Origin of the sequence: Dysgonomonas sp. 25, from assembly GCF_010501075.1 — a bacterium.
GTDB lineage: Bacteria > Bacteroidota > Bacteroidia > Bacteroidales > Dysgonomonadaceae > Dysgonomonas.
On record NZ_QVMN01000003.1, the window covers coordinates 138287 to 162731 of the forward strand.

The window sequence follows — 24445 nt, forward strand, 5'->3', positions numbered from 1 at the left end:
TGAGAATTGGAAACGAATAATAGGATTTTATGTATATATTTGAGAAAATATAAATTGCTATTTCTAATGAAAATAAAGTATTTTTTACTACTTATCTTAATGTTCTTATTTTATTTGAGAGTAAATGCCCAAGACTATAACGAAACAAGTACACATATTTTCTGGCAAGAGGATAAATTGCTAACAGAAAAAGATTTTCAGGGAAATGGTAGTGCTTATGATAAGAGTAGGCTTTATTGTGATTCTTTGGATATGTGCTGTGTGGCTTTTATTGGAGTTTATGCAGTTCTTGATATACCTAAAACGGAAAAAGACAGGGGACGGTTGTTGGAGAAAGCTTATTTTGTGCCAATGTTTGAAAAACCAACCTCATATATATTATCCGAAAATGACTCCCTGTATATAAAAAAGCAACAGATTGTTTTTGATATATATGAATTGTCAGCAAGACATGCACGAATGCAACTTGAGGAATATCAGAAAAAGATGGGAAGCCCATACGGGACAATATCCATTATGTTCAGTACAGTAAGTAATGATACTAAAAAGTATAGAGACAAACTTGTTAAAGAATACACGAATGATGTCTATTTGCAAAAAAAAGAAAATGCCTACTATATATGGCGTTCGTTTATAGATGAAAAACTTGAAGAATTAAAGCAATATGCTACAACAACAGAAGATCGTCTTCGAGCTTGCACCCAAAAGCCAATAGATAAAAAATATATTTCTCCCGATACTATAATTGGTAACTTATCTAACGATTAAAAATTAATTTATTGAACTATCCGACCTCCTGATATAAACCAAAAAAAGAATCAACTACTTCTTTCTGTATTAAATACTCTATCGAATTATCGAACGGTTTTATTGAGGAATTAGGAGAAAGAATTGTAATTTTTGTATATATCTAAATTCAAGAATAATTATTATATGAAACTGCTGAAGGATTTTCGCCGATTTGGTAGATATATTGAAAGCTCAAGTAAGCAAGAGCATATTGATAACTCTTTGCCAATAAAAATTGCAGGATGGTTCTGTGAATTGGAGAATGCTTTCTCATCACTATATTTGAAAGATGATGCTCTACACTTTTCATTCAATGAAACAAATATTATTATTGATTCAGATGTCACTGTAAAGCTTTCAACACCAACGCTTATAAACTCGACTTCATCTTTGGCATTGTACGAAAAACAATTTATGCTTTACGAAAGGGAAAAATTATTGTTATCGTTTAAATATACAATTGATGAATTTTATCAAATTACAATGGAGGAAGAAGAGGATTTCGATTGGGGATTATTCGTGTCAAATATTATAAATGTGCCTAAAAGAAAAAAACAAATATTGGAATTTCTAAAATAGAACTCATTGACTGATAGTATACCCCCCCAGAAAAAAAGCAACCGGCTATACCGATTGCTTTCCTTTATTAGCATGAATGTCGCGTCCTAAAATAGTTTGTCTCCGCTTTGATGATTAAAAGCCGGATGAAAGTCGAACCGGACTACTCCTACGATTGCTTTGTTGCCAACAGCTTTAGCAATACGTGCAGTGCCCTCGTTGCCGAAACCTGCACATAGTTCTATTGCAGTAACTCCCTCTGATACCAGTTTGAGGGCTATTTCCTCGGCTTGATTGTAATCTACCACTCCCACTATAGAGAGTTTGATTACCGGGGAATCTATAAATGCGTGATGCTTTGCGGGATCATTTTCCGGAGCAATGTAGATAAATGCAGCTTTTGTTGCCATAATGATTGATAATTTTAATAATGTTATTAAATCTCTTAAAAACAAAAAAAGCAATTGAATATTCAATTGCTTTTTTCTGTGTTGCGGAGACCGGATTCGAACCGATGACCTCCAGGTTATGAGCCTGGCGAGCTACCACTGCTCCACCCCGCGATATTGTGACACAAAAGTACGATAATTTCGCGTGAAAACAAAATAATTTACACTTTTATTTCTAAAGAAAAGTTTGTTGGCTGGTTGATAGGATGATAGGAGGGAGTTACCAAGTGTAATTAATCCCGAAACGGAAATTTTCGTTGTATTGTAAGTATCCCGCTTTGCCTTTTTTGTTTGCTTCATCGTTGTAGCGGAGATATACAGATGCTGTAAAGCCCAAATAGCGGTTCAGTTCAAATGTGAACTTGTTTTCATTCTCTATCAATACTTTCTTGTAGCTGGTAAAGAATCTGAAACGCCCATTATATACCATGTACCTGTTAAACCGCCAATCCATGTTTGCTTTGATATCCGAACCGATATCTAATTTGGCGAGTTTCTTTTTATTCATAGGTACTTTCACCCCTGGCGCAATTTCTATCTCGATGTTTTCCTCTTTCATACCATAACCGGTAGATCCGTTGATTACGGATACATCGCTTATGTACCTGTATTTTAAGGATAAAGGGGATAAATCGATTGATAATTTCCAGTTTTTGTACTTATCCGATTTTGATTGATGTTTGGCTTCGTAGTTCATACCAACACCAAAAGTAATATCCAAAGGAGCAAGGAAAGACCTCAATTTATCTTTCGAATTTATTTTGAATCCGGATAAGAGAGGAGTTGCAATTTCGAGGTTCGAGGAATACGACCATTTCTTATAAGCTTCTAAGCCGAAAACGCTATATGCTTTTATATAATCGTTTGTTATATTGATACTATGTTCCTTGTCTGCTGGGTTTTGTTCCAGTTCTAATCGCCACTCAAACGAGTTGTTCCACTTGATTTTATTCTTTTTGTAATCCAGTGTTATCTTATGATCGCTTAAGATGCTATATTTGCTATCTCCACCCGATTCCCAGTTGCTCGATATTTTGCTCTGAGTGAATTTCAGTTCGTGTCTTCCCGTAAACTTCCAATGCGATTTCTTTATTCTCAGCGGATCCAACGCCGGAGCACTGATTCCGATGGGATCTTCCGTCGCTAATAAATCATCGAAAATGCTGGACCTTTTGATGTTTTGCTCTTTCAGTACAGGGTTTTTATCGAAAACCAAGCCGTTATAATTTATGCTTGTCGGATTACTCACATAGTAGGAACGCCTTAATGCTTTCGCTTGCTTTACTTGTTCTATTTCGGGAGAAAATGTACTGTCGGGAGCTATCAACCGGTATGTAGATGAGTAATCCGCCGGGTTCACGTATGATGAATCGGCCGAAAGAAAACTGAGTTTCTCCGGTAACAACCGTCCGTCGAAAATGACAGGCAGATAGGCCGGATTCAATATAACCGTATCGTTGAAGCTGATATGATCGTCAAAAGGCGTCCACTCATCCCGCGGCACATTTAGCAATCCTTTTTCGTTCCGGTTTAATTGGTATATCGGTTGGTTAGACAGTTCGTTGAGGTATGTGTCGAGCATTTGCCTGAATGCTCGTCCGCCGATAGTGTCGATGCGTGTTACTTCCTGAACCTTTTTGTTGATATCGGTAATCTCATTCAGCAGGCTATCTTTTTGTATTGGGGGTGAATCATTTCTTGTATTTTGCCCCATCAAGGGAAAATACATAAAAAAAAGACCCGATATTAAAAAAATAATACTGTATAATTTCCTCATTATCTATATTTCGTTTACCGAAAAAGAACAGACTACCATAACTCGAGTGTACAAAAGTAATAATTAATCTCTTTATATCTAAATTTAATAAATCCTTAAATGATAAAATATTATAAATTCTTGCATATATCTTACTTCCTTGTATATAGATAAACAGGGTGAATCTTACATCTTTCGCAAATTATCTCTTTCTTTATAGCTTTGCAATTTAAGGGTAAGTGAGTAAACGGCATTATACACATTAGCTAATTAGCAAATTAATTGAATAACTTTATCTATACAGGGAGAAGTAATACAGTTAACAGCGAGCAGTTAACAGATAACTGTAAGCTGTTTCCCTATGTTCTTTACTTTGTGCCCTTGGTGGTTTAGTAATAAAAAAATGACAAGACAAAAAACACTGTATCGCGTCAAATCTGTCAAGAGTGTCAAGTTTTAACTAAAATTCGATTGATAATCAGTGAAATAAGGTTTTTGACATAACTTGACAGCGATATCAGTCTTGTAAAGAAACGTTTTCTGCCCTTGGTGTGGAATTTTTGAGCCCTTCGTGCTTAAAATAAAAAAATGCATTTCATAGAAAAATGTGTATTGTAAAGTTTTTTGATGTTTAAGTTGCTTATTAACAGGAGTACATGTGCTTGACAAGAGTGGCAGGTTTAATACAATAAATTGACACGGATGTCCCGTTTTTAGAGAGCGTTTTGCTTGATTGTTCGGGAAATGGTTGTAATTTTGTGCATCTTAAATTAATTAAACCTCTTAAAAAAATAAAATAGATGAAACCAACACTCTTTATTCTTGCTGCCGGAATGGGTAGCCGCTATGGATCACTCAAACAACTCGACGGCGTAGGCCCGAATGGCGAAACAATTATGGACTATTCCGTTTATGACGCTGTGCGTGCCGGATTCGGAAAACTGGTATTTGTTATCCGCCGTACGTTCGAGAACGATTTTCGCGAAAAAATCATCTCCAAGTACGAAAACCATATTCCCGTGGAACTTGTATTTCAGGAATTGAACACACTACCCGAAGGTTTTACCCTGAATCCCGAGCGCGAAAAGCCATGGGGAACCAACCATGCCGTGATGATGGGGCATAGTGTTATCAATGAGCCGTTTGCGGTAATCAATGCCGACGACTTCTACGGACGCGAGAGCTTTGCGATATTAGCGAAAAAGTTGCAGGAACTCGATGGAAAAACAGGACATTATTGCATGGTAGGATACCGTTTGAGCAATACCTTATCAGAAAGCGGCGCAGTAGCCCGCGGAGTTTGCGAGACCGACAGCAACGGTTATCTGACCAGTGTGGTAGAGCGCACGCATATCGAGCGTGTAGACGGCGTTATCAAATATAAGGATGCTGAAAATTATTGGTATGATTTAGCGGAAAATACTCCCGTATCGATGAATATGTGGGGATTGACACCTGATTATTTCGAGCATTCGCACAAATATTTCGTGAAGTTCCTTGAAGAAAATATCAATAACAACAAAGCCGAATTCTTTATTCCGCTGATGATAGAACACCTTATTTCGACGAAAGAGGCCGACGTAAAAGTCCTCGATACACCATCCAAATGGTTCGGCGTGACTTATGCCGAAGACCGTCCGTCGGTGGTGGATAAATTGAAGAAATTGGTCGAAACAGGAGAATATCCGTCGCCGCTGTGGAAAAACTGATTTTATAGCTAATTTGTATAATATAATGATTTAGCAGACAGCTAATCTCAGTTTATTTTTATACTTTTGTAGCGAATAAATTTACTAAACCAGTAATAATAATTATAAACTCAAAAACAATGGTAAATTACAAAGATTTGGGCTTGGTGAACACGCGAGATATGTTTGCTAAAGCTGTCAAAGGCGGATATGCAATTCCTGCGTTCAACTTCAACAACATGGAACAGTTGCAAGCTATTATTCAGGCTGCATCAGAAACAAAATCACCTGTAATTCTTCAGGTGTCGAAAGGTGCCCGTGAATATGCTAACGCTATCTTGTTGCGTTACATGGCTCAGGGAGCTGTTGAATATGCAAAAAGCCTCGGATGGGAAAAACCGCAAATCGTTCTTCACTTAGACCACGGTGATTCTTTCGAGACTTGTAAATCATGTATCGATGCAGGTTTCTCGTCTGTAATGATCGACGGTTCACACCTTCCATACGAAGAAAATATTGCACTTACAAAGAAAGTTGTTGACTACGCTCACCAATTCGATGTAACTGTGGAAGGAGAACTTGGCGTATTGGCAGGTGTTGAAGATGACGTTGTTGCCGAACATCACACATATACACAACCGGAAGAAGTAGTAGACTTTGCTACTCGCACAGGTTGCGACTCATTGGCTATCTCTATCGGTACATCTCACGGAGCTAACAAGTTTACTCCAGCACAATGTACTAAAGATGCAAATGGTATGTTGGTTCCTCCGCCATTGCGTTTCGATATCCTCGAAGCTATCGAAAAAGAACTTCCAGGATTCCCTATCGTATTGCACGGAGCATCTTCAGTTCCACAGGAAGAAGTTGCAACAATCAACAAATACGGCGGTGCATTGAAAGATGCAATTGGTATTCCGGAAGATCAATTGCGCAGAGCTGCTAAATCGGCTGTATGCAAAATCAATATCGACTCAGATAGCCGTTTGGCGATGACAGCTGCTATCCGCGAAGTATTTGCTACTAAACCGGCAGAATTCGACCCACGTAAATACTTGGGCCCTGCTCGCGAAAATGCGAAAAAGCTATACAAACACAAAATTACAGATGTGTTAGGTAGCGAAGGTCAAGCGAAATAATTTCAGCTCGATTATAAAAAGGAAACCCTCAGTCCGAAAGGATTTGAGGGTTTTATTATGTTGATAAATAAATATGCTATGTTAGTTTATCGTATATATAATGGATTTTGTTGCCTTTTTTTGTCGCAATACCAATTGCTCCCATCCCATAATTGTAACTTAATATATATTCAATACTCTTATGTTGACAAAAAGTATTGAAATTGTCAAATGTATTCTTTAACTGTACAAAAGTTTTTTCTATATACTCCAGTTCAGATATAATTTGGGGTTTATTTAAATTTTCTAATTCAAGATATTTTGTATATGCTAAAACCACGAGAACATCCTTTCCCGTAAAATTGAGAAACTTTTTCTTTTCTAACCTAAAAATGAGATTTTCGATTTGGAATGGATTGCCAGTCTCCAATATAGTAATTGCGTCTTTGATCCTATTTGGGCTTATGGTATTCATGAAAGTTCTTGAGTAAGTTCTTTTGCAACACCTTTTTACTGTATTATAGATGATTTGACAAATGAAGCCCTAAGGCTATGACAAGGAGAACAGCAGAAATACTATTCCGTATAATCTTTCTTTTGCGTTCTTGTTTGATGAAATCTGATTCTTCTTTCATAGCGAAAGGCTTTAACACTTAATATTCAAATCGATAAGTACCTCGCGGATTTTCTCGTAAGTAGTGATGCGGGTAGGCACAAGCGGCAGTCGCAGCTTGTTTTTGATATAGCCCATCATGCTCAACATACATTTCACGCCGGCCGGATTGCCATCCACAAAAAGCAGATTGAACAATTCGCTGAAACTGTGATGGATTGTCAGTGCACTTTGGTAATCACCCTCCAGTGCGAGGCGTGTCATACGGCTGAACTCTTTCGGGAAAGCGTTTCCAATCACCGAGATAACTCCGATAGCACCCAACGTAATCAAGGGGAATGTCACCCCATCGTCTCCGGAAATGACATCGAAATCCTCCGGTTTGCGCTTGATGATTTCGTCCATCTGCGTCATGTTGCCCGAAGCTTCTTTTACGGCAATGATGTTTTTGAATTCGTTGGCAAGGCGGATAGTCGTATCGGCCGACATATTCACACCCGTGCGTCCCGGTACATTGTACAGGATGACAGGTAATTCCGAAGCCTCGGCTATGGCCTTGTAATGCTGGTAGATACCTTCCTGCGAAGGCTTGTTATAGTAAGGGACGACAGACAATATACCATCTATCCCGTTGTAATCGTTCTTTTTGAGCTTTTCGACAATCGCCTTTGTATTGTTTCCGCCTTCACCTAAAATAATCGGGATTTGCCCGTTAACTTTGCTTACTACCAAATCGATGATTTGATGTTTTTCATCCTCTGTCAGCGTAGGAGTTTCGGCGGTGGTTCCCAGAACGACAAGGTAATCCGTTCCGTTCTGCAATTGATAATCGACAAGCGAAGACAAGGCATCGTAATCGACACTTTCGTCTTCCTTAAAAGGAGTTATCAGTGCAACCCCCATTCCCCGGAGATTTATTCTCGGCATAAGTTTTCGTTAATAATATTTAGGTGCAGATGAATTTCAGTTGTCATCCGAGGAACAAAGTTACTAATTATTTGTTCCCTTCCACATATTGTTCAGGTAAAATTTGATCTGCGTAAACGTATCTTTCAGGTTCATTTCGTCATTTTTCAGCAGGACAAAATCATACAGCCTTTCCTCCGATTCCCTGATGCCTACACTAAATACGGCTTTGTTGTTGGCAAGCAGGTACTGCAACGGGTATTCGTTGTTGAGCGTGAGGTCTATCACCGTGTCGTATTGCTGGTTGCGGAAGACCGACAACAGTTCGTCGCTGATGCTGCCGAATGCCGATACATCCCTGCCCGTAATCGTCTGCAGCGGGAGCGATTGCCGTTGTGGCGCAACAGCCTTTTTGTCGGGGTTGTGCGTCCAGAGATATACGCTCTTTCCGGATTTGGAGAGATCCTTTACGATATGTTCAACTTCGTCCAGATTCTTATTTTCGAACAGGATCAGGATATTATTGATACTGTTGAAATCTAAAAAAACATGCTGGCGGTCATTCTTGTGGATTGCCGATTTTAGTTTTTTGTTCTGCAGATACTTAAACATGGGCGTAAATTTGTTTGGTTGTTACTGAATCATCTCTAAGAATTCGTCTTCGTTGATAATCTTGATTCCAAGAGAGTTGGCTTTTTCGAGTTTCGCCGGTCCCATATTTTCGCCCGCCAGCACATAGCTGGTTTTGGACGAAATGGAGCCACTGTTTTTGCCGCCGTTTTGCTCAATCAGCGCCTTGTATTCGTCGCGCGAATGTTTCTCGAATGTACCACTTATAACAATTATAAGCCCTTTTAGTTTATCGGTTTGTTGCGAAATAATATCCTCACTCAGTTCGAATTGCAGCCCGCGAGCCTTCAATTGCTTTATCAGGATTCGGTTTTCCTCCTTTTCGAAGTGATTGATAATACTTTGCGCAATCTTTCCCCCGATTTCTTCTACCTCTATCAGTTCTTCGTAAGTCGCAGCCATCAGGCTGTCGATATTGGTATATGTTTTGGCCAGTTTCTTCGCAACCGTCTCGCCTACATATCTTATACCCAGCGCATAAAGGACACGTTCGTAAGGTACTTCCTTCGATTTGTTTATGCTGTCCAGCAGGATTTGCAGGCTGCGTTCGCCCCAACCCTCCATTTTCTTTATCAGCGAAGATTTGCTGTATAAGATATAAAGGTCGCTGACATTATGCAGGAATCCGGCATTGTACAACTGCTCGATGGTTTCGGGGCCGCACTGGATATTCATCGCTTTGCGGGTGACGAAATGCTCCATCTTCCCTTTGATTTGCGGCGGACAATGCACATCGTTAGGGCAGTAAAAGATTGCTTCCCCTTCGGCTTTCGTCAGGCTAGCACCGCACTCGGGACAGTTCTGTATAAAGTAGACTTTCTGGTTGAACAAGTCTCGCTTCGATGTTTCCACAGCCGTGATTTTAGGAATAATCTCGCCGCCTTTTTCCACATATACCATATCGTTGATATGCAGGTCGAGTTGGTTGATATAATCCTCGTTGTAGAGCGAAGCGCGCCGGACGGTTGTCCCCGAAAGCTTTACCGGTTCGAGGTTGGCAACGGGTGTGACAGCGCCCGTGCGTCCTACCTGATACGAAACCGACAACAAGCGCGTCAATGCCTTTTCGGCCTGAAACTTATAGGATATAGCCCATCGCGGAAATTTAGACGTCGAGCCCAAATTTCGTTGTTGTAGCAATGAATTTACTTTCAGTACGATACCGTCTGTTGCGACAGGAAGGTTTTTCCGCTCGGCATCCCAATAGTCGATAAAGTCGAATATTTCGTCTAACGATTTGCATTTTTTGGTAGCGTCCGATATTTTGAATCCCCATTCGCGGGCTTTCATCAGGTTTTCGTAATGTCCATCCGCCGGAAGATCTTCCCCTAACATATAATATAGGTATGAATCCAGTTTGCGCGAAGCCACAATTTTGGGATCTTGCTGTTTCAGTGTTCCTGCGCAGGCATTACGTGGGTTGGCAAACAACTGCTCCTCCTGTTCGGCGCGTTCTTCGTTTAACTTATCGAAGACTGCCCAAGGCATCAATATCTCGCCGCGTATTTCGAATCTATTAGGGTAATCGTTACCCTGCAACTTCAAAGGTATAGAGCGTATCGTCCGCACGTTGGCCGTTACGTCGTCGCCCTGAACGCCGTCTCCGCGCGTGATGGCTTGTGTCAGTTCGCCGTCGGTATATATCAGCGAAATGGATACTCCGTCGTATTTGAGTTCGCATACCATCTCGAAATCGGTATTGAGCCCCTTTCGCACCCGTTCGTAGAACTCCGATACTTCTTCGCGCGAATAGGTGTTTCCCAGCGAAAGCATCGGATACTCGTGCCGTACCTGTGCAAATGTTTTGTTTATATCGCTACCCACACGCTGTGTAGGCGAATTGGGATCGAAATAGTCGGGATGTGCCTCTTCCAGTTCGGTGAGGGCTTTCATCTTCTGGTCGAACTCATAGTCGGATATAGTGGGGTTAGCCAGCACATAATAATCATAATTATGCCTGTTCAACTCGTCCCGGAGCTGGTCGATTTGCTGTTTTACGGAATCCATGAAATTAGTTTTGTCTAATTATAGTTACAAGTTACTTGCCCTTCGGGCAGTCACGAGTTACGAGATTTTGTTAACACAAAGATAAAATTTATCTCTTACGATACCCTACTTTTCATATTTTCGTTTTCGATAAAAATAGGTGCATCCCATTATACCGAGTATTATGGCTATAGGCAGGGCAATATTGAGGGCTGCATATTGATTGTATGCCTCGTAAACCTGTTTTTTGTTTAAGGTGCGCAACTGCTGCTGTTTGGTGCGTAACCGGGTGATGCCATCGTCGTCGGTTAGCCAGTTGACCGCATTCACAAAGAAGTCGCGATTTCCTGCAATGCGATCCTCTACCGGATCGTAGCCCATCGGCGAGAAAAGCGGTTGCGGGCTATCGGCGTCCCGGTGCAGATAGTTGCGGATAATCTCGCTGGACGAAACTACTATCATGCGGGTAGGCTTGCTTTCGTTCAGCCGTTGGCGGGTTATCTCTATTTCTTCGTCGGTTGGAATCAGGCGGTTGGTGAATGCCGAGTTGAAAACCCCTTCGAGCGAAACGGCAGTCGTAATAAATGCCTGATCGAAATAGGCCGGATTGTTTTGTATTTCTTCCACATCGAACGTAATCAATTCGGGAACTTTGACAATATGCGAATTATTCGCCGTTGTGAGCAATATTTTCTTTTCTGCTTTTTCTGACGATCTCAAAATATCGATCGAACTGCTGAAAGGCGCCCGTATATCCCGCACATATTTGGTGATAGGATTGTCTGTTGATGGCATCAGATAAGGGATGTAGTAGCAAGGCATCAATGCCGGTGCATTGTTGTTGCCGCCTGTTGCCAAATAGATGGAGGCACATTGTTTATCCTGCACAAAATCAGGATTTACGCGTACGCCGTAAGAGAATAACAGGTCGTCGAGGTTGGTGTCATTTTTCATACTGGCCGACGTCCCTGTCTGCCTCAGGTCGTTGGACGAATAGTAGGCACCGTCGATAAGCCACAGGACTTTTCCTCCGTGCATGATGTATTGGTCGATAACATACTTCTCCCTTTCGGAGAATCCGGAGCGGGGGCCTGCTATGATAAGTGCATCGAAATTCATGATAGACGTGTCGTACCATATTTCGCCCCTGATGACATCGTAATATTTGGCCAGCAAATCCTCCGCGTTATAAAGGTATTCGCGCGGCAATTCGCCGTGCCCTTCGATAAACGCTACTGTTTTCTGTTTCTGCTGTACGAGCAGGCGGATAGCATCTGTAAACTCGAACTCGAGGCTTTCGATGGCGGCATGGATATTCTCGTCGGCAGTATATCCGGGCATATATTTGCCGAGGCTGACAACAAGCGTATCCTCGCCCGAAATGACTTGTGCATACGGATATATCTCTTTCCGGCTGATTTTTCCTTCGCGGTCGGATTCGTTCAGTGTGATGGCGTCCATGCCTTTTTGCACCATGTAATTGTATAATGATTGGTTGGGTTGGCGTGATATATGGTACGGATTTATCGGTTTTACGGTCAGATTATTTCCTGCATAACGGTTCATATCCGACAGGATGTCGAATGTTTCGTTCCGCAATCGCAGGAAGCCTGCATTCAAATCGCCTTCGAGGTAGACGTCGATTTGCAGTGGCTTTTCCTTTACCTCCGATAGTAGATTCTTTGTGTAATCGCTTAACGTATAGCGCTTCTCTTCGGTGAAGTCGAATCGGATATTGGGCGTCAGCAGGATAGTGGCATTAACAGCCACCAGCAATGCGAGAGGCAGCCTTAGCGATTTCTTTTCTTGGCAGACCAATAATGTCAGGAAAAAAAACAGCAGTATATAATTCACCGCGACCAATATTCCACCTACCGGCATAACGCCTCGCTGCATTACGCTGTAATGGTAATTCAGCCCCAGCGAAGATAGTGTCAGCTGCGTTTTTCCTGATAAGAATAAGCCTGAAATAAGTTCGAACCCGAAAAAGGAGAACAGGCAGAGGAATATACCTGTCAGCAAGGCAATTATCTGATTCTGGCTGATGGAAGATGTGAACAGTCCGATAGCCACAAATACTGCCGAAATAAGGAGCAGGGATATATACGATGCCCCGATGCTTGCCAAATCGACGTTCCCGGCGGGATTGGCTAATCGATAGACGGAATAGGCATATATCAAGGTGGTGGCAAGTGTAATGAGAATGAATACGATAGTCGCCAACGCTTTGCCGGAATAGATGTTGCCGAAACTTACCGGACGAGCCCGCAAAATATTCAGTGTTTTCAGGCGGCGCTCTTCTGCAAACTGGCGCATTGTGAGTGCGGGAATCAGTACCGCCAGCAGGATAGGGGAGAGGTGAAAAAACGGTTGGAGCGAAGCATATCCGCTCTCGGGAATATTGAAGCTTCCCGAAAAAAGCCAAAGCACGCAACCGCTTATCAGTAAATAAGATACAGCGAAAAAAGCTCCTGCGGGAGAACAAAATACCGATTTTAATTCTTTAATAATAAGAGCTTTCATGTATATTTGCGGAATATTATGCTATCAGTTTTTTCTTTTAACGGAGAATAAAGGTAGTTATTTTTAGCTTTCTAAAGTCACAGAAATAAACTTATACGAAGCAATTATCTGTTTTTGTTTGAATATCGTAGTCCTGTTGGGTGTTCGAAATAGTATGAAAAAGAAAAACTTAAATAAATAATGAATATGGCAAAAACATCAATCCTTACAGAATTAAAGAATTTTATGATGCGAGGCAACGTAGTCGATATGGCTGTCGGTGTCATCGTCGGTGGTGCATTCGGTAAAATCGTTTCCTCTTTGGTGAGCGATGTCATCATGCCTCCTATCGGAATATTGATAGGGGGGGTCGATTTCAGCGATTTGAGCATTGTATTGAAAGAGGCTACGGCAGATGCTGCTGCGGTAACAATCAACTACGGGACATTCTTGCAGACGGTATTTGATTTTATGATTATCGCTACAGTTATCTTCTTCGCCCTTAAAGGGATAAGCAAGCTCCGCACGAAGAAAGAAGAAGAGCCGGCGGCTCCTCCTGCCCCGAGTAAAGAAGAAGTTTTATTAACCGAAATCAGGGATATATTGAAGGAAAAGAAATAATGCTTATTTTTGTTCCGATTTCAAACTTTTTAACTATGCATATGAAATACCTATCTTATTTTATTGTCGCTGCAATGCTCCTTTTGGTGGCAGCGTGTAGCAGTGTTCCCGTGACGGGGCGTAAACAAGTGTTGCTTGTTTCCGACAGCGAGGTTCTTACATTGAGCCTTCAGCAGTATGACGAGTATATCAAATCGGCTCCTAAGTCGGCTAATGCCAAAAATACGGCATTGGTAGAAAAAGTAGGGCGCAGGATTGCCAATGCTGTCGAAACTTATATGAACAACAACGGTATGGGCGATTTGGTGGCTAACTTCTCATGGGAGTTCAACCTTATCAAAAGTGACGAAGTGAATGCTTTCTGTATGCCGGGCGGAAAAATCGTCGTATACGAAGGTATTTTGCCTATCACGCAGGACGAAACAGGTCTGGCTGTCGTTTTGGGACACGAGGTTGCACATGCTGTAGCCAAACACTCGAACGAACGTATGAGCCAGCAAATGCTTACCGAATACGGTTCGCAGGCATTGGGTATGGCGTTGGATAAGCAATCGGCTCAGATACAGCAGATTGGTTCTGTTGCTTTCGGTTTAGGTTCGCAATATGGCGTGACCTTGCCTTTCTCGCGTAAGCAGGAATTGGAAGCCGACGAACTGGGCTTGATATTTATGTCGATGGCGGGATACGATCCGCGTCAGGCAGCATCATTCTGGGAACGTATGTCCGCAGCGAGCGGTGGCGGTGTGCCTGAATTTACCAGCACTCACCCGTCGGATGCTACCCGTATCAAAAAGATAAACGAAAATCTACCGAAAGCTTTGGAATATTATACAGGCAAGTAAGCCTGTAGGGTAGAAAAAAATCAAAAACAGGGTTGTCTCAATGTAGATAATCCTGTTTTTTTATGAAAATATTTGTCATTCTTCCTCAAAATGACTTCCTTTGTAATTGTTATATAACGAAAATATCGTGCTAATAAACAGAGAATATAAGGTTATTTTATTAGTTAATATATTGTATTCTAATATGATATATTGCGGTTTCTACGTACACGCACACATACACACACACGAAAATTTAGTGATTATTTCTTAGACCTCCAAATTTTCAGGGTAGTTTTTTTAAGGAAAAGTAAACAAGTAGACAAGTATACGAGTATACAAGAATGGTATAAACTTGTTTACTGGTCAACTCGTCTACTCGTCCACTTAAGATATGCTTGTGTTAATGTCAGGGGTATTTCCGGCTGCGACAGCCGTACCTACCTCCCCCCAGCCCCCTCCACAAGAGGGGGAGCGAGGGGCTGTCTTTCAGTCAGCAGTTATCAATCAACAGTGAACAACAATACTTTGTCATGCCGAACCTTGTGTGAGGCATCCCGCCCCGTTATCGGAAAGAGATCCCTCGTATCCACTCGGGATGACAATAAAACTAACAGCTATCAGTCAACGGATAACAGTCTAATGTTGCCACGCCTTTTAAGGCGTGGATATAGTTGCATCTTTCAGGAGATGACTTTAGTCAAAAGATATTTGGCTAAAGCCATTTTTGAACCAACCTTTCGAGACCTCCACTTAAAAGTGAAGACAATTAGTAAGAACGCACCGAGATCCCTCACTCCGTTTCGGGATGACAATAAAGCTAATAGCTATCGGCTAATGGCTAAAAGCTATAAATCAACTATTTATTCACATCATCTTTTTCTGTTACCCCCTCTTGTGGAGGGGGCAGGGGGAGGTGGCTTATTCTTTTATAACATGAAAAAAAGAATCTTAACGCAGGCTATCGTACTGTTAGCCTTATTCACAACAACAATCAACCTGCAAGCGCAGGTGACTATCGGTAGCGGGCAACAGCCTAATGCCGGCGCTTTGCTCGACCTGAAAAATTTAGCTGGAGGCAATGCTGACAAAGGCCTTGCGCTTCCGCGGGTGAAATTGACATCACTGACTATCCCTGCCGGCAAGACGCTGGCACAAACCATCGACGGCACAGAAGCCAGTGACAGTTGGGACAAAGACGAGCATCTCGGGCTGTTGGTCTACAACATGCAGGAGATGGAACCTACGTGCATAGCGAATGTTTTCTATCCGGCAGTTGATCCAGGTGTATTTATCTGGGATGGCGAAAAATGGGAGCCGCTTATACCTCCCTATCAGGGCAGAAGGGATATAACCATGACCGATATCGACGATAACGTCTACAATGCCAGATGGTTTGGAGTAGACCTGTGCGATGGTGCTTATTGGACGACCAGCAATCTGTACGTTACCCGCGACAAAGACGGGAATCCCTTACCTTCCAATAGCGTTAAGTTGAGTATTGCAGGCGGTACAACAGCGGTTATTAGTAGCGTATCAGACCTGACGGGGAACAGTATCCCTGCCAATATTTGGGGAATAGGCGATACCTGGGGGGTGCTCCAGAACAACCCTGAAACAAGCTATCTGGATTTTGCTAAAGAATATGGGTTATATTACAACCACAGATATGCACCACTACAATTAGAGACTATATGCCCTATGGGCTGGCATGTGCCCGACAATGACGAATGGGATAAGCTGGCTGATGCTTTCGGTGGTGCAGCTGATGCCGCCCGGAAAATGCGCAAAGCGGACAAATATGGAAAGTTCTACACCGATGCCAATGGATATGCTAATATTGCGTGGGGCTGTTGCGACGGCGGCACCCCGGAGCCATCCGGCTTCGATGCCGTGCCATCCGGTTGGATCGAATATTACAATGGTTCTTGGTTTGGTCTTACCACCGCTTGGTGGTCCTCTACCGTTGTCGAATCCGGAGGCTCTACTACTTGTCACTACCGCCAATTGGGAGCTAATAACCCTGCGTTAACTGCTCATTCAATAACTTTTTTATCTGCAGCACGATGGAAATCGATCCGTTGTGTCCGGGATTGAGAGAGTACAGCGGGAAAAGGTAGAGATAAACGAACAATAAAAAGAAACTTTATCTATATAAGAAAAGTTAACAAGTAGACGAGTAAACAAGTTGACATATAGATTGTCATCCCGAGCGGATGCGAGGGGTCTCGTTCCAGTAACGACATGGGATGCTTCGCCAAAGGCTCAGCATGACAAGACGATTCTTTTACTTTGTACTCCTCGTGGCTGAAAATGAAGCAAAATACATTTCATGAAAAAATGTATTGTAAAGTTTTTTAGTAGTTAAATACTTAATTGTCAGCAGTGAATCTATTTGATGCGGATGACAGATCTAATACAATATCGTGACGTGGTTGTCACTTTTTGCAGAGGGTAGGAATTTTTCAACAATAGGTGAGATTTTAAGAATTCTTATATCGACCTTGTAGGATGAATTGCTTTTCTTTGTAGATATGATAAACGATATGACACTCGAAAAGCTGAAAGTGCTGGCAGAATCGGCCAAGTACGATGTATCCTGCGCTTCGAGCGGTACGGTTCGCCGCAACAAGGACGGAGGGCTGGGGAATACCGTCGGCGGAATGGGTATCTGCCACAGCTTTACCGAGGACGGACGGTGCGTATCGTTGCTCAAAATCATGCTGACCAACAATTGTATCTACGATTGTGCCTATTGCATCAATCGCCGGAGCAATGACCTTCCGCGCGCGACCTTTACCGTCAAGGAGTTGGTGGAGCTGACTATCGAGTTCTATCGCCGCAATTATATCGAAGGGCTGTTCCTTAGTTCGGGGGTTATCAATAATCCCGACTATACGATGGAGCGGATGGTGCGTGTGGTGAAGGAATTGCGGACGATACACCGCTTCAATGGCTATATTCATATGAAAAGCATCCCCGATGCCAGTCAGGAATTAGTGAACGAAGCGGGGTTGTATGCCGACCGTATGAGTGTGAACTTAGAAATCCCAACTCCGCAGAACCTGAAATTACTGGCGCCGGAGAAAGACCATAAGAGTGTGTACAAGCCGATGCAATACATTCAGCAGGGTATGCTGCAAAGCATCGAAGACAGGCGGAAATTTCGCAAAGCGCCCCGCTTTGTCCCTGCCGGACAGAGCACGCAAATGATTGTAGGGGCGACGGATGAGAGCGATCAGCAGATACTCACCGTTTCGTCGGCACTCTATCGCCGTCCGAGCATGAAGCGAGTGTATTATTCGGGCTTTATCCCTGTCAATAGCTACGATAAACGCTTGCCTGCATTGAAGCAGGCTCCTTTGGTTCGCGAGAACCGTCTCTATCAGGCCGATTGGCTGATGCGTTTCTATGAGTTCCGTGCCGACGAAATTGTCGACGATGCTTATCCGAATCTCGATTTGGAGATAGACCCCAAGCTGGCTTGGGCACTACGGCATCCCGAATCGTTCCCCGTGGATATCAACCGTGCGGATTATTCGCTGATATTGCGTGTGCCGGGTATCGGGGTGAAGTCGGCCAAATTGATTGTGACTTCCCGCCGCTACGGCAAGTTGAACGCCTCGCAGCTCAAGAAGATGGGCATCGTGATGAAGAAAGCACAATACTTCATCACTTGCAACGAACTGCCGATGTACACGGTGAATGAGGCTACGCCGGAATACGTGCGCAAGGTGTTGGCCGAGAGCAAGAAACGAAAAGGTGCAGCAGACCAGAACCAGTTGAGTATCATCTTCCCCGATTGAGTAATATGGTAGTCTTCTTCTACGATAAAACATTCGAAGGCTTGCTCACAGCCGTATTCGATGCCTACAGCCGCAAAGTCTTCCCTGACAAGTTGCTGGCGGAAGGCGATGTGGCTCCCTTGTTTATGGAAGACAGTTATACTGTCGTTACGCAGGACGATAAGGTTTCGAGAGTGTGGAAGTCGCTGGAAGATAAGATGAGCAAACTGGCATGTAATATGCTCACACACGTATGGTTGTCCGAACAGGAAGGGAGCGACGATCTGCTGTTCCGCTACATACGCAAGACCTTTGATACGAAGACCTCGATAGAGACCAATTTCGGCGATCCCGATGTATTGGAGGTGCATAAGCTGGCACGGAAGGTGTCGCACGAGAAGCATTATCTGGCACAGTTTATCCGCTTTCAGAAGGCGGCCGATGATATCTTCTTTGCACCCGTTTCGCCTATATTCAATGCCCTTCCGTTGGTCGTGGAGCATTTCAAAGACCGCTTCTCCGACCAGAAATGGGTGATATACGACACCAAGCGGCATTATGGCTTCTACTACGACTTGAAAGAGGTGGTGGAAATGACATTGGACGATGATACGCATCTGTTGAGCGGGAAGCTGGATGAAGCATTGATGGCGGAGGACGAAAAACTGTTTCAGGAGTTGTGGAAAGGCTATTTCAAGGCCATGACGATAAAAGAGCGCATCAACCTGAAACTGCAACGGCAACATATGCCTCGCCGCTTCTGGAAGTACCTGACGGAGAAACAATAAACAACTAATATGCAATGGACAGGATAGATAAGATTTCGGAAGAACGATTATTTCAGAACAATACGAAAGAAGAAATAATGCGTTGGTGCAGTGGATTGCACTATTTTCACTATATGCGTGCCCGTGGAGGGCATAATTGCGAAGGAGATTCCTTTGCGGTGTATTTCAATTATGACGGGTTGGATGATTTGACAGCTAAGCTGGCGGAGATAGGTGTTGCATTGAACAGGGTAGGCGATGGCGATTTTTCGTTCGATCCTTTCAAGTCCTATTCCCTCGACGATTTGGACAATCTGAAAATAACGATTGCCGAATACCCAGAATGGGAACAGCCCCAGTATGTAGAGCTGTTCGGTAATAAAGTGCATATCTGGGTTTTGAACGACCGCTTCGAGATTTCTGTTTCCGGAAGCAAAGACGGGCAGGTCTACAAAGTTTCGGAGGAAGATTTCGCGGTTTGCCGGACGCTCGAAAAGCGTTTCGACGAACTGGGTTGGCACTCAATCGTAGACGACAATGTCAAAAGCCTGACCCATTGTATCTCGGAAAGAAATTATCCGGAGTTGTTTTAATATTCGCCGGTCATATCCTTCTCGAAGCGAATAGCTGGAAGAAGGCATCGCGGTGTCCGTTTCCGATGGCTATCTCCTGACCGTTGACGACGATGTCGTTATTATCGAACGACTCGATATGTTGCAGGTTGACGATGTAGGAACGGTTGATGCGGAAAAAGATGTTTTCGGGCAGCAGGTTCTGAATAGTCTTGAGATACATCTTGGTGATAATCTTTTTATTCTCAGTGTGTATCACAACGTAGTCTTTCAGTCCTTCGATAAAGAGGATGTCTTTGTAGCTGACTTTGAGGTATTTTCTTTCGGATTTCACGAAGAAGAAATCTGTGGTGATGTCTTCGATATTTTCTTTCTCCTCTTTCAGCAGCAGGTTGTGGTAGGAAATGGCTTTCTCCACCGCTTTTTTGAAACGGTCAGCTTCGATAGGTTTCACCAGATAGTCAATAGCCTCTACCTCGTAGCTGTCTAATGCATATTCCGAGTAGGCGGTAGTGAATATGACCAATGTATTTTTGGAGATAGAGCGGGCAAATTCAAGGCCGGTCATGCCATGCATCTGTATGTCGAGGAAGATTAGATCTACCGGATGTTCTTCCATAAACAGGGCAGCGGATCGGGCATTATTGAATGTTTCCAAGATATTTAGCCGATCATCTTCTTTGGCCAGCAGTTCGACTGCTTCGCGAGCTAATGGTTCGTCGTCAACGATTATGCAATTCATAATGAGATAGTTAATTTTACGGTGTATTTTAGTTTCTCTTTCTTAATATCCAGTGTATGATTGTTGGGGTAGAGTAGTTCGAGCCTGCGCCTCACATTCTTCAAGCCTAACCCGCCAGCCTTTTGAGGGGGTGCAGCATATTCGGACTTTGAGTTCTCGCAGATAAATTCGAGCCGGTCTTTTCGTACTTTGAAGGATAGGTTCACATACGAACGGTTCTCGTTGTCGACGTTGTGTTTTACAGCATTCTCGACAAATACGATAAACAGCAGCGGCGAGATGGTCAATTGGTGACAGCTCTCGTCAGCCGAGATGGTATAATCTAAATCATCGCGCCTTATCTTTTCCAGATTCAGATAGTCATTCAGGAAGGATATTTCGGAGGCGAGCGAAACTTTATCTTTATTGATATTATCGTGGATCTGGTAGCGAAGCAGATCTTCCAGTTTGAACAGTACTTCCGAGGCTTGTTTCGGATTCTTTTTCAACAACATATTGGCATTGTTGAGCATGTTGAACAAGAAATGCGGGTTGACCTGATTTTGCAGAAGCTTTAGTTCCGATTCCAGCAAAGACGATTCCAGTTCCGATTTTTTCATATCTGCCGTCATCTTCCGCTTGAGCAGAAAGAGGGTGGTCGTCCCCATAAAGAAGAATGAGAACAGGAAGGAAACGGCAATGGTATTCAATGCTATCCGTCCGGGCAGAAGAGGTAAACTCCTATCCTGGATAGGCTCCATATCCAACAGCGCATATTGAACGACAAGTATGGATAGCATTGCCATAAGGATGGAAAGAACTATAGAAAGAGAATATTGGGGTATCTTGTTCCGCAGCAAAAATCGCGGTACTGAAAAATAGATGTTTGCATATATTGTTGCTGCTAATGTACCAAAATAGATGAGCCATCCGTATGCTTTATAGATGGAGGGTACATGCAAATCCTCGATACCCCATACAAAACTCAACGAGATGACACCTATCGTTATGAGTAGGAATAAGTGGCGGAGGATTCGAAAATCTTTCGATACAAAGAAACGCAGGACTATTTTATCGTTCAGGATTTCTTTCATAAGGCATTCAGTTGTAGAACGATCATTTTGCTATTGATGGTGAGAATATACGAATCCTGATACAAGAATTCCAATCGTTGTTGTATACCGGAAAAATCGGCATTATTGAAACGTTCGTTGTCTTTACTGTCTGAGTTACAGATAAAACCGATGGTATTGTCGGTGATAATAAACTTTATATACAGGATGGATTCGTGCGAAGTATCAGCCATTACCTGTATCAGTGGAATAAAGAGCAACGGGGGGACGAATATTTTTTCCGTATCACCGTCGGTTGTTATATCGTACCTGAACGTTTTGTTATGAAACTGGTACAGGCTGAGGAAGTTTTCGATAAAGGCGATCTCCGATTTGAGCAATACTTTATCCCGCGAACAGTCATAGAGTTGATATCGCAATATCTTACTGAGCCTGACTAAGGATATGGACGAAGCTTCGGGGTCCTCTGTGGCTGTCTTTCCCGCATTGTTTAATATAGCGAATAGGAAATCGGGAGATATGCGATCTTTCAATTGCTCTACTTCAGAGAGTAGGTAGTCCTTCTTCAATTGCGAGATGTTGGCATTCTCAATTTCGAGTTGGCGCAATACGGAGGTCGATAAAATCCCTGATAAACAGACAAGCGCTAAAGCGAAAACGAAGACGAAGTCGATAAGTGCAGCAATGTTCAAAAAGTTCAGACTATACACAGATGTTCTCGTAAGGCTTATTTGCCCGTATATAAGATATTCGGCTATGCCAAGAGTGAGATACAGAACGATAATGGATGATGTAGTCCAAATTATATATTTCAGGTATTTTTTGGTATACAGGAGTTTCGGCGCTAAAATGTACAGGTTGATATAGATTATGGATAGATGAATAATAGCTACGACGATCAAAGACAAAATAGACTGGGTAGATGTCCTGTCCAAGATGTGATAGTTGTTTGTCTGCTCGGCTGCGATGCATATCATTCCTCCTATCAATAGCAGATGCCTCCATATCCGGTAGCGGTCTCCTATCAGGAAATCGTGGAAAGTAGAGCCCTCTTTTTGCTTATCAGTCATGTTCATATCGTTGTTGTATTCCTATACAAATATAGTACGAATATCCTTTTTTGCATAAAATAATAGACGAAGGGGCTATATTCGTAGATGGAAGATGTAGTTTTATCGAAATTCTTTGCCAAATATAGAGGAATACCTCTTTCGGCATGGAATATAATCGAGGTATTTACGGATAATTGCATATTGTTTTATATTTTTGTAAAAAGCCGGATAGTTAACCGATGAAAAAAATTGCCTTAATCATCTTGTTCTCACTCATAGCCAGCAACTATGCTTATCCCGAGACAGCGGGAGATACCATCTTTCATACTTTGTACAAGTTGATGAAAGATAAAGACGCTTATATGCTGGCGAAAGAGGATAATATATCGGGCACCAAAAAGATGCTGAACACTCCGGACATCAGCAAGGAACAGTGCTACGATATCAATCGCCAGCTTTACAACGAATATAAAACCTATATAACCGATTCGGCTATCTACTATGCGCGCGAGAATGTCACCATTGCAAAGGATTTGAAGAATCCACTGTGGATTCACGAATCCGAATTAACCTTAGCTTCGCTGTATATTATTGCAGGCATGTATATCGAATCGATGAATATCCTGCAATCCATCGATAAAAAGCAGCTGCCGGATTGGTTGTTGATTAAATACTATGACTGCTATAAACAGTTTTATAATTCCTATTCCTACAATAACCTCTACACAGCCGTATATACCCCGAAGAGCAATCTGTACAGGGATTCGCTGTTGCAGGTGCTCGACAACGAATCGAACCATTACAAGATAGTATACGCCGAAAAGCTATACGACGAAAACCGGCTGGAAGAGGCCGAAACCATTCTTTTGACATTGCTCAAAGAGTCGAAGGAGGAGAACCACGAACGGGCGGTTCTTGCCTATGCACTTGCCAATGTCTATAACAAAGAAGGCAATACGGAACTGAAAAAACAATACTATGCCATATCTGCCATTTGCGACATCAAGAATGCGATAAAGGAAAACGCTTCCATGCAGGCGTTAGCCTCCGTCTTTTACGAAACGGGCGACATCGAACGGGCATATTCCTGCATCAAATCGTCTATGGAAGATGCCATGTTTTGCAATGCCCGCCTGAGGACTTACGAAGTCTCGCAGATATTTCCGATTATCGACTCTGCCTATCAGGAGAATGTGAACCGCCAGAAATCGGAGTTGCAGCTATTCCTTATTCTGGTCAGCATACTATCCATATTCCTCATAATCGCGGTAGTGTACGTTTACAGGCAGATGAAAAGGGTTGCCCGCATACGAAAGGAACTCTACCGCACGAATGTGAAGCTGAACGAGCTTAATCACGATTTGCAATCTTCCAATAGCCTGCTGAATGATGTGAACAAGGAACTTTCGGAAGCCAACCAGATAAAAGAAACCTATATCGGCCATTTCCTCGACCTATGTTCGACCTATATCAATAAACTGGAGAAATACCAGAATACGCTCAACAAAAAAGCGGTGGAGAAAAAACTGGATGAGCTGTATAAGATGCTCAAATCGAAGGATATGATAGATAACGAGTTGAAGGAATTATACGAGAACTTCGACAATATCTTCCTGCATCTCTATCCCAACTTTGTAGACGAATTCAATTCCCTTTTGCTCGAAGAAGAGCGCTTTATCCTCAAGCCGAATGAGTTGCTGAATGTCGAACTGCGCATCTTTGCCCTTATACGTCTGGGCATAACAGACAGTTCCAAAATTGCAAACTTCCTCCACTATTCGGCCAATACCATATACAGCTATCGCACAAGAGTCCGTAATAAAGCGGCAGTTCCCCGCGATCAGTTCGAAAACAGGGTGATGAAAATAGGGGTTATAAATCAAAATTAACTCGTACGGCATCTATATTTTTTTTGTTAAATAAATCCTTATTTTATTGATAATTAGCATTATGATTGTAATGCTAATCTATATTTTATCCATGTAGGTTTTCTTTGACCATATCCTTAACATATTTTTGTAATCGAGGGTTTCCCTCT

Annotated in this window: 21 protein-coding genes and 1 tRNA gene; 11 read left to right on the forward strand and 11 right to left on the reverse strand. The window is 42.6% G+C overall.

What is annotated here, in order from left to right; translation table 11 throughout:
* Positions 1-66: 66 nt before the first annotated feature.
* Together D0T66_RS06245 and D0T66_RS06250 are read left to right on the forward strand one after the other, a co-directional pair.
* Complete coding sequence (locus tag D0T66_RS06245; RefSeq protein WP_163356395.1) at positions 67-768, forward strand: hypothetical protein; 702 nt, start codon at positions 67-69, stop codon at positions 766-768.
* A gap of 165 nt (positions 769-933) precedes the next feature.
* Positions 934-1368, forward strand: a complete 435-nt coding sequence (locus D0T66_RS06250; protein WP_163356396.1) for a hypothetical protein — start codon at positions 934-936, stop codon at positions 1366-1368.
* Between the two features lie 86 nt (positions 1369-1454).
* Here the strand turns inward: D0T66_RS06250 and D0T66_RS06255 are convergent, their stop codons facing one another.
* The 3 genes from D0T66_RS06255 to D0T66_RS06265 all read right to left on the reverse strand — a co-directional run bounded on the left by D0T66_RS06255 (position 1455) and on the right by D0T66_RS06265 (position 3525).
* On the reverse strand, positions 1455-1757 hold the full coding sequence (locus D0T66_RS06255) for a DUF6506 family protein (protein WP_163356397.1): 303 nt from the start codon (positions 1755-1757) through the stop codon (positions 1455-1457).
* Positions 1758-1838: 81 nt separating this feature from the next.
* Positions 1839-1910 (reverse strand) — tRNA-Met (locus D0T66_RS06260).
* A 106-nt stretch (positions 1911-2016) separates the two neighbouring features.
* Complete coding sequence (locus D0T66_RS06265) at positions 2017-3525, reverse strand: DUF3078 domain-containing protein (RefSeq protein ID WP_163356398.1); 1509 nt, start codon at positions 3523-3525, stop codon at positions 2017-2019.
* 827 nt (positions 3526-4352) lie between these two features.
* Here D0T66_RS06265 and D0T66_RS06270 point away from each other — a divergent pair.
* Entirely contained in the window at positions 4353-5261 is a 909-nt protein-coding gene (locus D0T66_RS06270; protein WP_163356399.1) for a nucleotidyltransferase, read from the forward strand.
* Between the two features lie 119 nt (positions 5262-5380).
* Positions 5381-6379 (forward strand): class II fructose-bisphosphate aldolase, encoded by a 999-nt coding sequence (locus D0T66_RS06275; protein WP_163356400.1) that lies wholly within the window; start codon positions 5381-5383, stop codon positions 6377-6379.
* A gap of 76 nt (positions 6380-6455) precedes the next feature.
* On the opposite strand, the gene D0T66_RS06280 is transcribed toward D0T66_RS06275, so the two are convergent.
* The 5 genes from D0T66_RS06280 to gldG form a co-directional block, all read right to left on the reverse strand.
* Complete coding sequence (locus D0T66_RS06280; RefSeq protein WP_163356401.1) at positions 6456-6833, reverse strand: hypothetical protein; 378 nt, start codon at positions 6831-6833, stop codon at positions 6456-6458.
* Between the two features lie 171 nt (positions 6834-7004).
* Positions 7005-7898 (reverse strand): 4-hydroxy-tetrahydrodipicolinate synthase, encoded by an 894-nt coding sequence (gene dapA / locus D0T66_RS06285; protein ID WP_163356402.1) that lies wholly within the window; start codon positions 7896-7898, stop codon positions 7005-7007.
* A gap of 63 nt (positions 7899-7961) precedes the next feature.
* Positions 7962-8489, reverse strand: a complete 528-nt coding sequence (locus tag D0T66_RS06290; protein WP_163356403.1) for a hypothetical protein — start codon at positions 8487-8489, stop codon at positions 7962-7964.
* A 21-nt stretch (positions 8490-8510) separates the two neighbouring features.
* Complete coding sequence (gene ligA, locus D0T66_RS06295) at positions 8511-10514, reverse strand: NAD-dependent DNA ligase LigA (protein ID WP_163356404.1); 2004 nt, start codon at positions 10512-10514, stop codon at positions 8511-8513.
* A gap of 105 nt (positions 10515-10619) precedes the next feature.
* A complete protein-coding gene (gldG, locus tag D0T66_RS06300) occupies positions 10620-13016 on the reverse strand; it encodes a gliding motility-associated ABC transporter substrate-binding protein GldG (RefSeq protein ID WP_163356405.1) in 2397 nt (798 codons plus the stop codon).
* A 186-nt stretch (positions 13017-13202) separates the two neighbouring features.
* Between gldG and mscL the strand changes: the two genes are divergently transcribed.
* The 6 genes from mscL (at position 13203) to D0T66_RS06330 (ending at position 19582) form a co-directional block, all read left to right on the forward strand.
* Positions 13203-13616, forward strand: coding sequence for a large-conductance mechanosensitive channel protein MscL (gene mscL, locus D0T66_RS06305; protein ID WP_163356406.1), 414 nt, complete (start codon positions 13203-13205; stop codon positions 13614-13616).
* Between the two features lie 41 nt (positions 13617-13657).
* Complete coding sequence (locus D0T66_RS06310; RefSeq protein ID WP_163356407.1) at positions 13658-14458, forward strand: M48 family metallopeptidase; 801 nt, start codon at positions 13658-13660, stop codon at positions 14456-14458.
* A gap of 915 nt (positions 14459-15373) precedes the next feature.
* Positions 15374-16534, forward strand: coding sequence for an FISUMP domain-containing protein (locus D0T66_RS06315; protein ID WP_163356408.1), 1161 nt, complete (start codon positions 15374-15376; stop codon positions 16532-16534).
* 440 nt (positions 16535-16974) lie between these two features.
* Entirely contained in the window at positions 16975-18243 is a 1269-nt protein-coding gene (locus tag D0T66_RS06320; protein ID WP_163356669.1) for a putative DNA modification/repair radical SAM protein, read from the forward strand.
* A gap of 5 nt (positions 18244-18248) precedes the next feature.
* On the forward strand, positions 18249-19010 hold the full coding sequence (locus D0T66_RS06325; RefSeq protein ID WP_163356670.1) for a TIGR03915 family putative DNA repair protein: 762 nt from the start codon (positions 18249-18251) through the stop codon (positions 19008-19010).
* 14 nt (positions 19011-19024) lie between these two features.
* On the forward strand, positions 19025-19582 hold the full coding sequence (locus D0T66_RS06330; RefSeq protein WP_163356409.1) for a hypothetical protein: 558 nt from the start codon (positions 19025-19027) through the stop codon (positions 19580-19582).
* Between the two features lie 10 nt (positions 19583-19592).
* Here the strand turns inward: D0T66_RS06330 and D0T66_RS06335 are convergent, their stop codons facing one another.
* From D0T66_RS06335 to D0T66_RS06345, 3 genes are read right to left on the reverse strand one after another with little or no spacing between them, the layout of a single operon-like run.
* Positions 19593-20303 carry a LytTR family DNA-binding domain-containing protein gene (locus tag D0T66_RS06335; protein ID WP_163356410.1) on the reverse strand — a complete coding sequence of 237 codons (711 nt, stop codon included), beginning with the start codon at positions 20301-20303 and terminating at the stop codon, positions 19593-19595.
* On the reverse strand, positions 20300-21376 hold the full coding sequence (locus tag D0T66_RS06340) for a sensor histidine kinase (RefSeq protein ID WP_163356411.1): 1077 nt from the start codon (positions 21374-21376) through the stop codon (positions 20300-20302). Before D0T66_RS06340 ends, D0T66_RS06335 begins: the two co-directional genes overlap by 4 nt.
* Complete coding sequence (locus D0T66_RS06345; RefSeq protein ID WP_163356412.1) at positions 21373-22425, reverse strand: sensor histidine kinase; 1053 nt, start codon at positions 22423-22425, stop codon at positions 21373-21375. Before D0T66_RS06345 ends, D0T66_RS06340 begins: the two co-directional genes overlap by 4 nt.
* Before the next feature lie 221 nt (positions 22426-22646).
* On the opposite strand from D0T66_RS06345, the gene D0T66_RS06350 reads away from it, so the two are divergent.
* Positions 22647-24296, forward strand: coding sequence for a DUF6377 domain-containing protein (locus D0T66_RS06350; protein ID WP_163356413.1), 1650 nt, complete (start codon positions 22647-22649; stop codon positions 24294-24296).
* Positions 24297-24445: the final 149 nt, after the last annotated feature.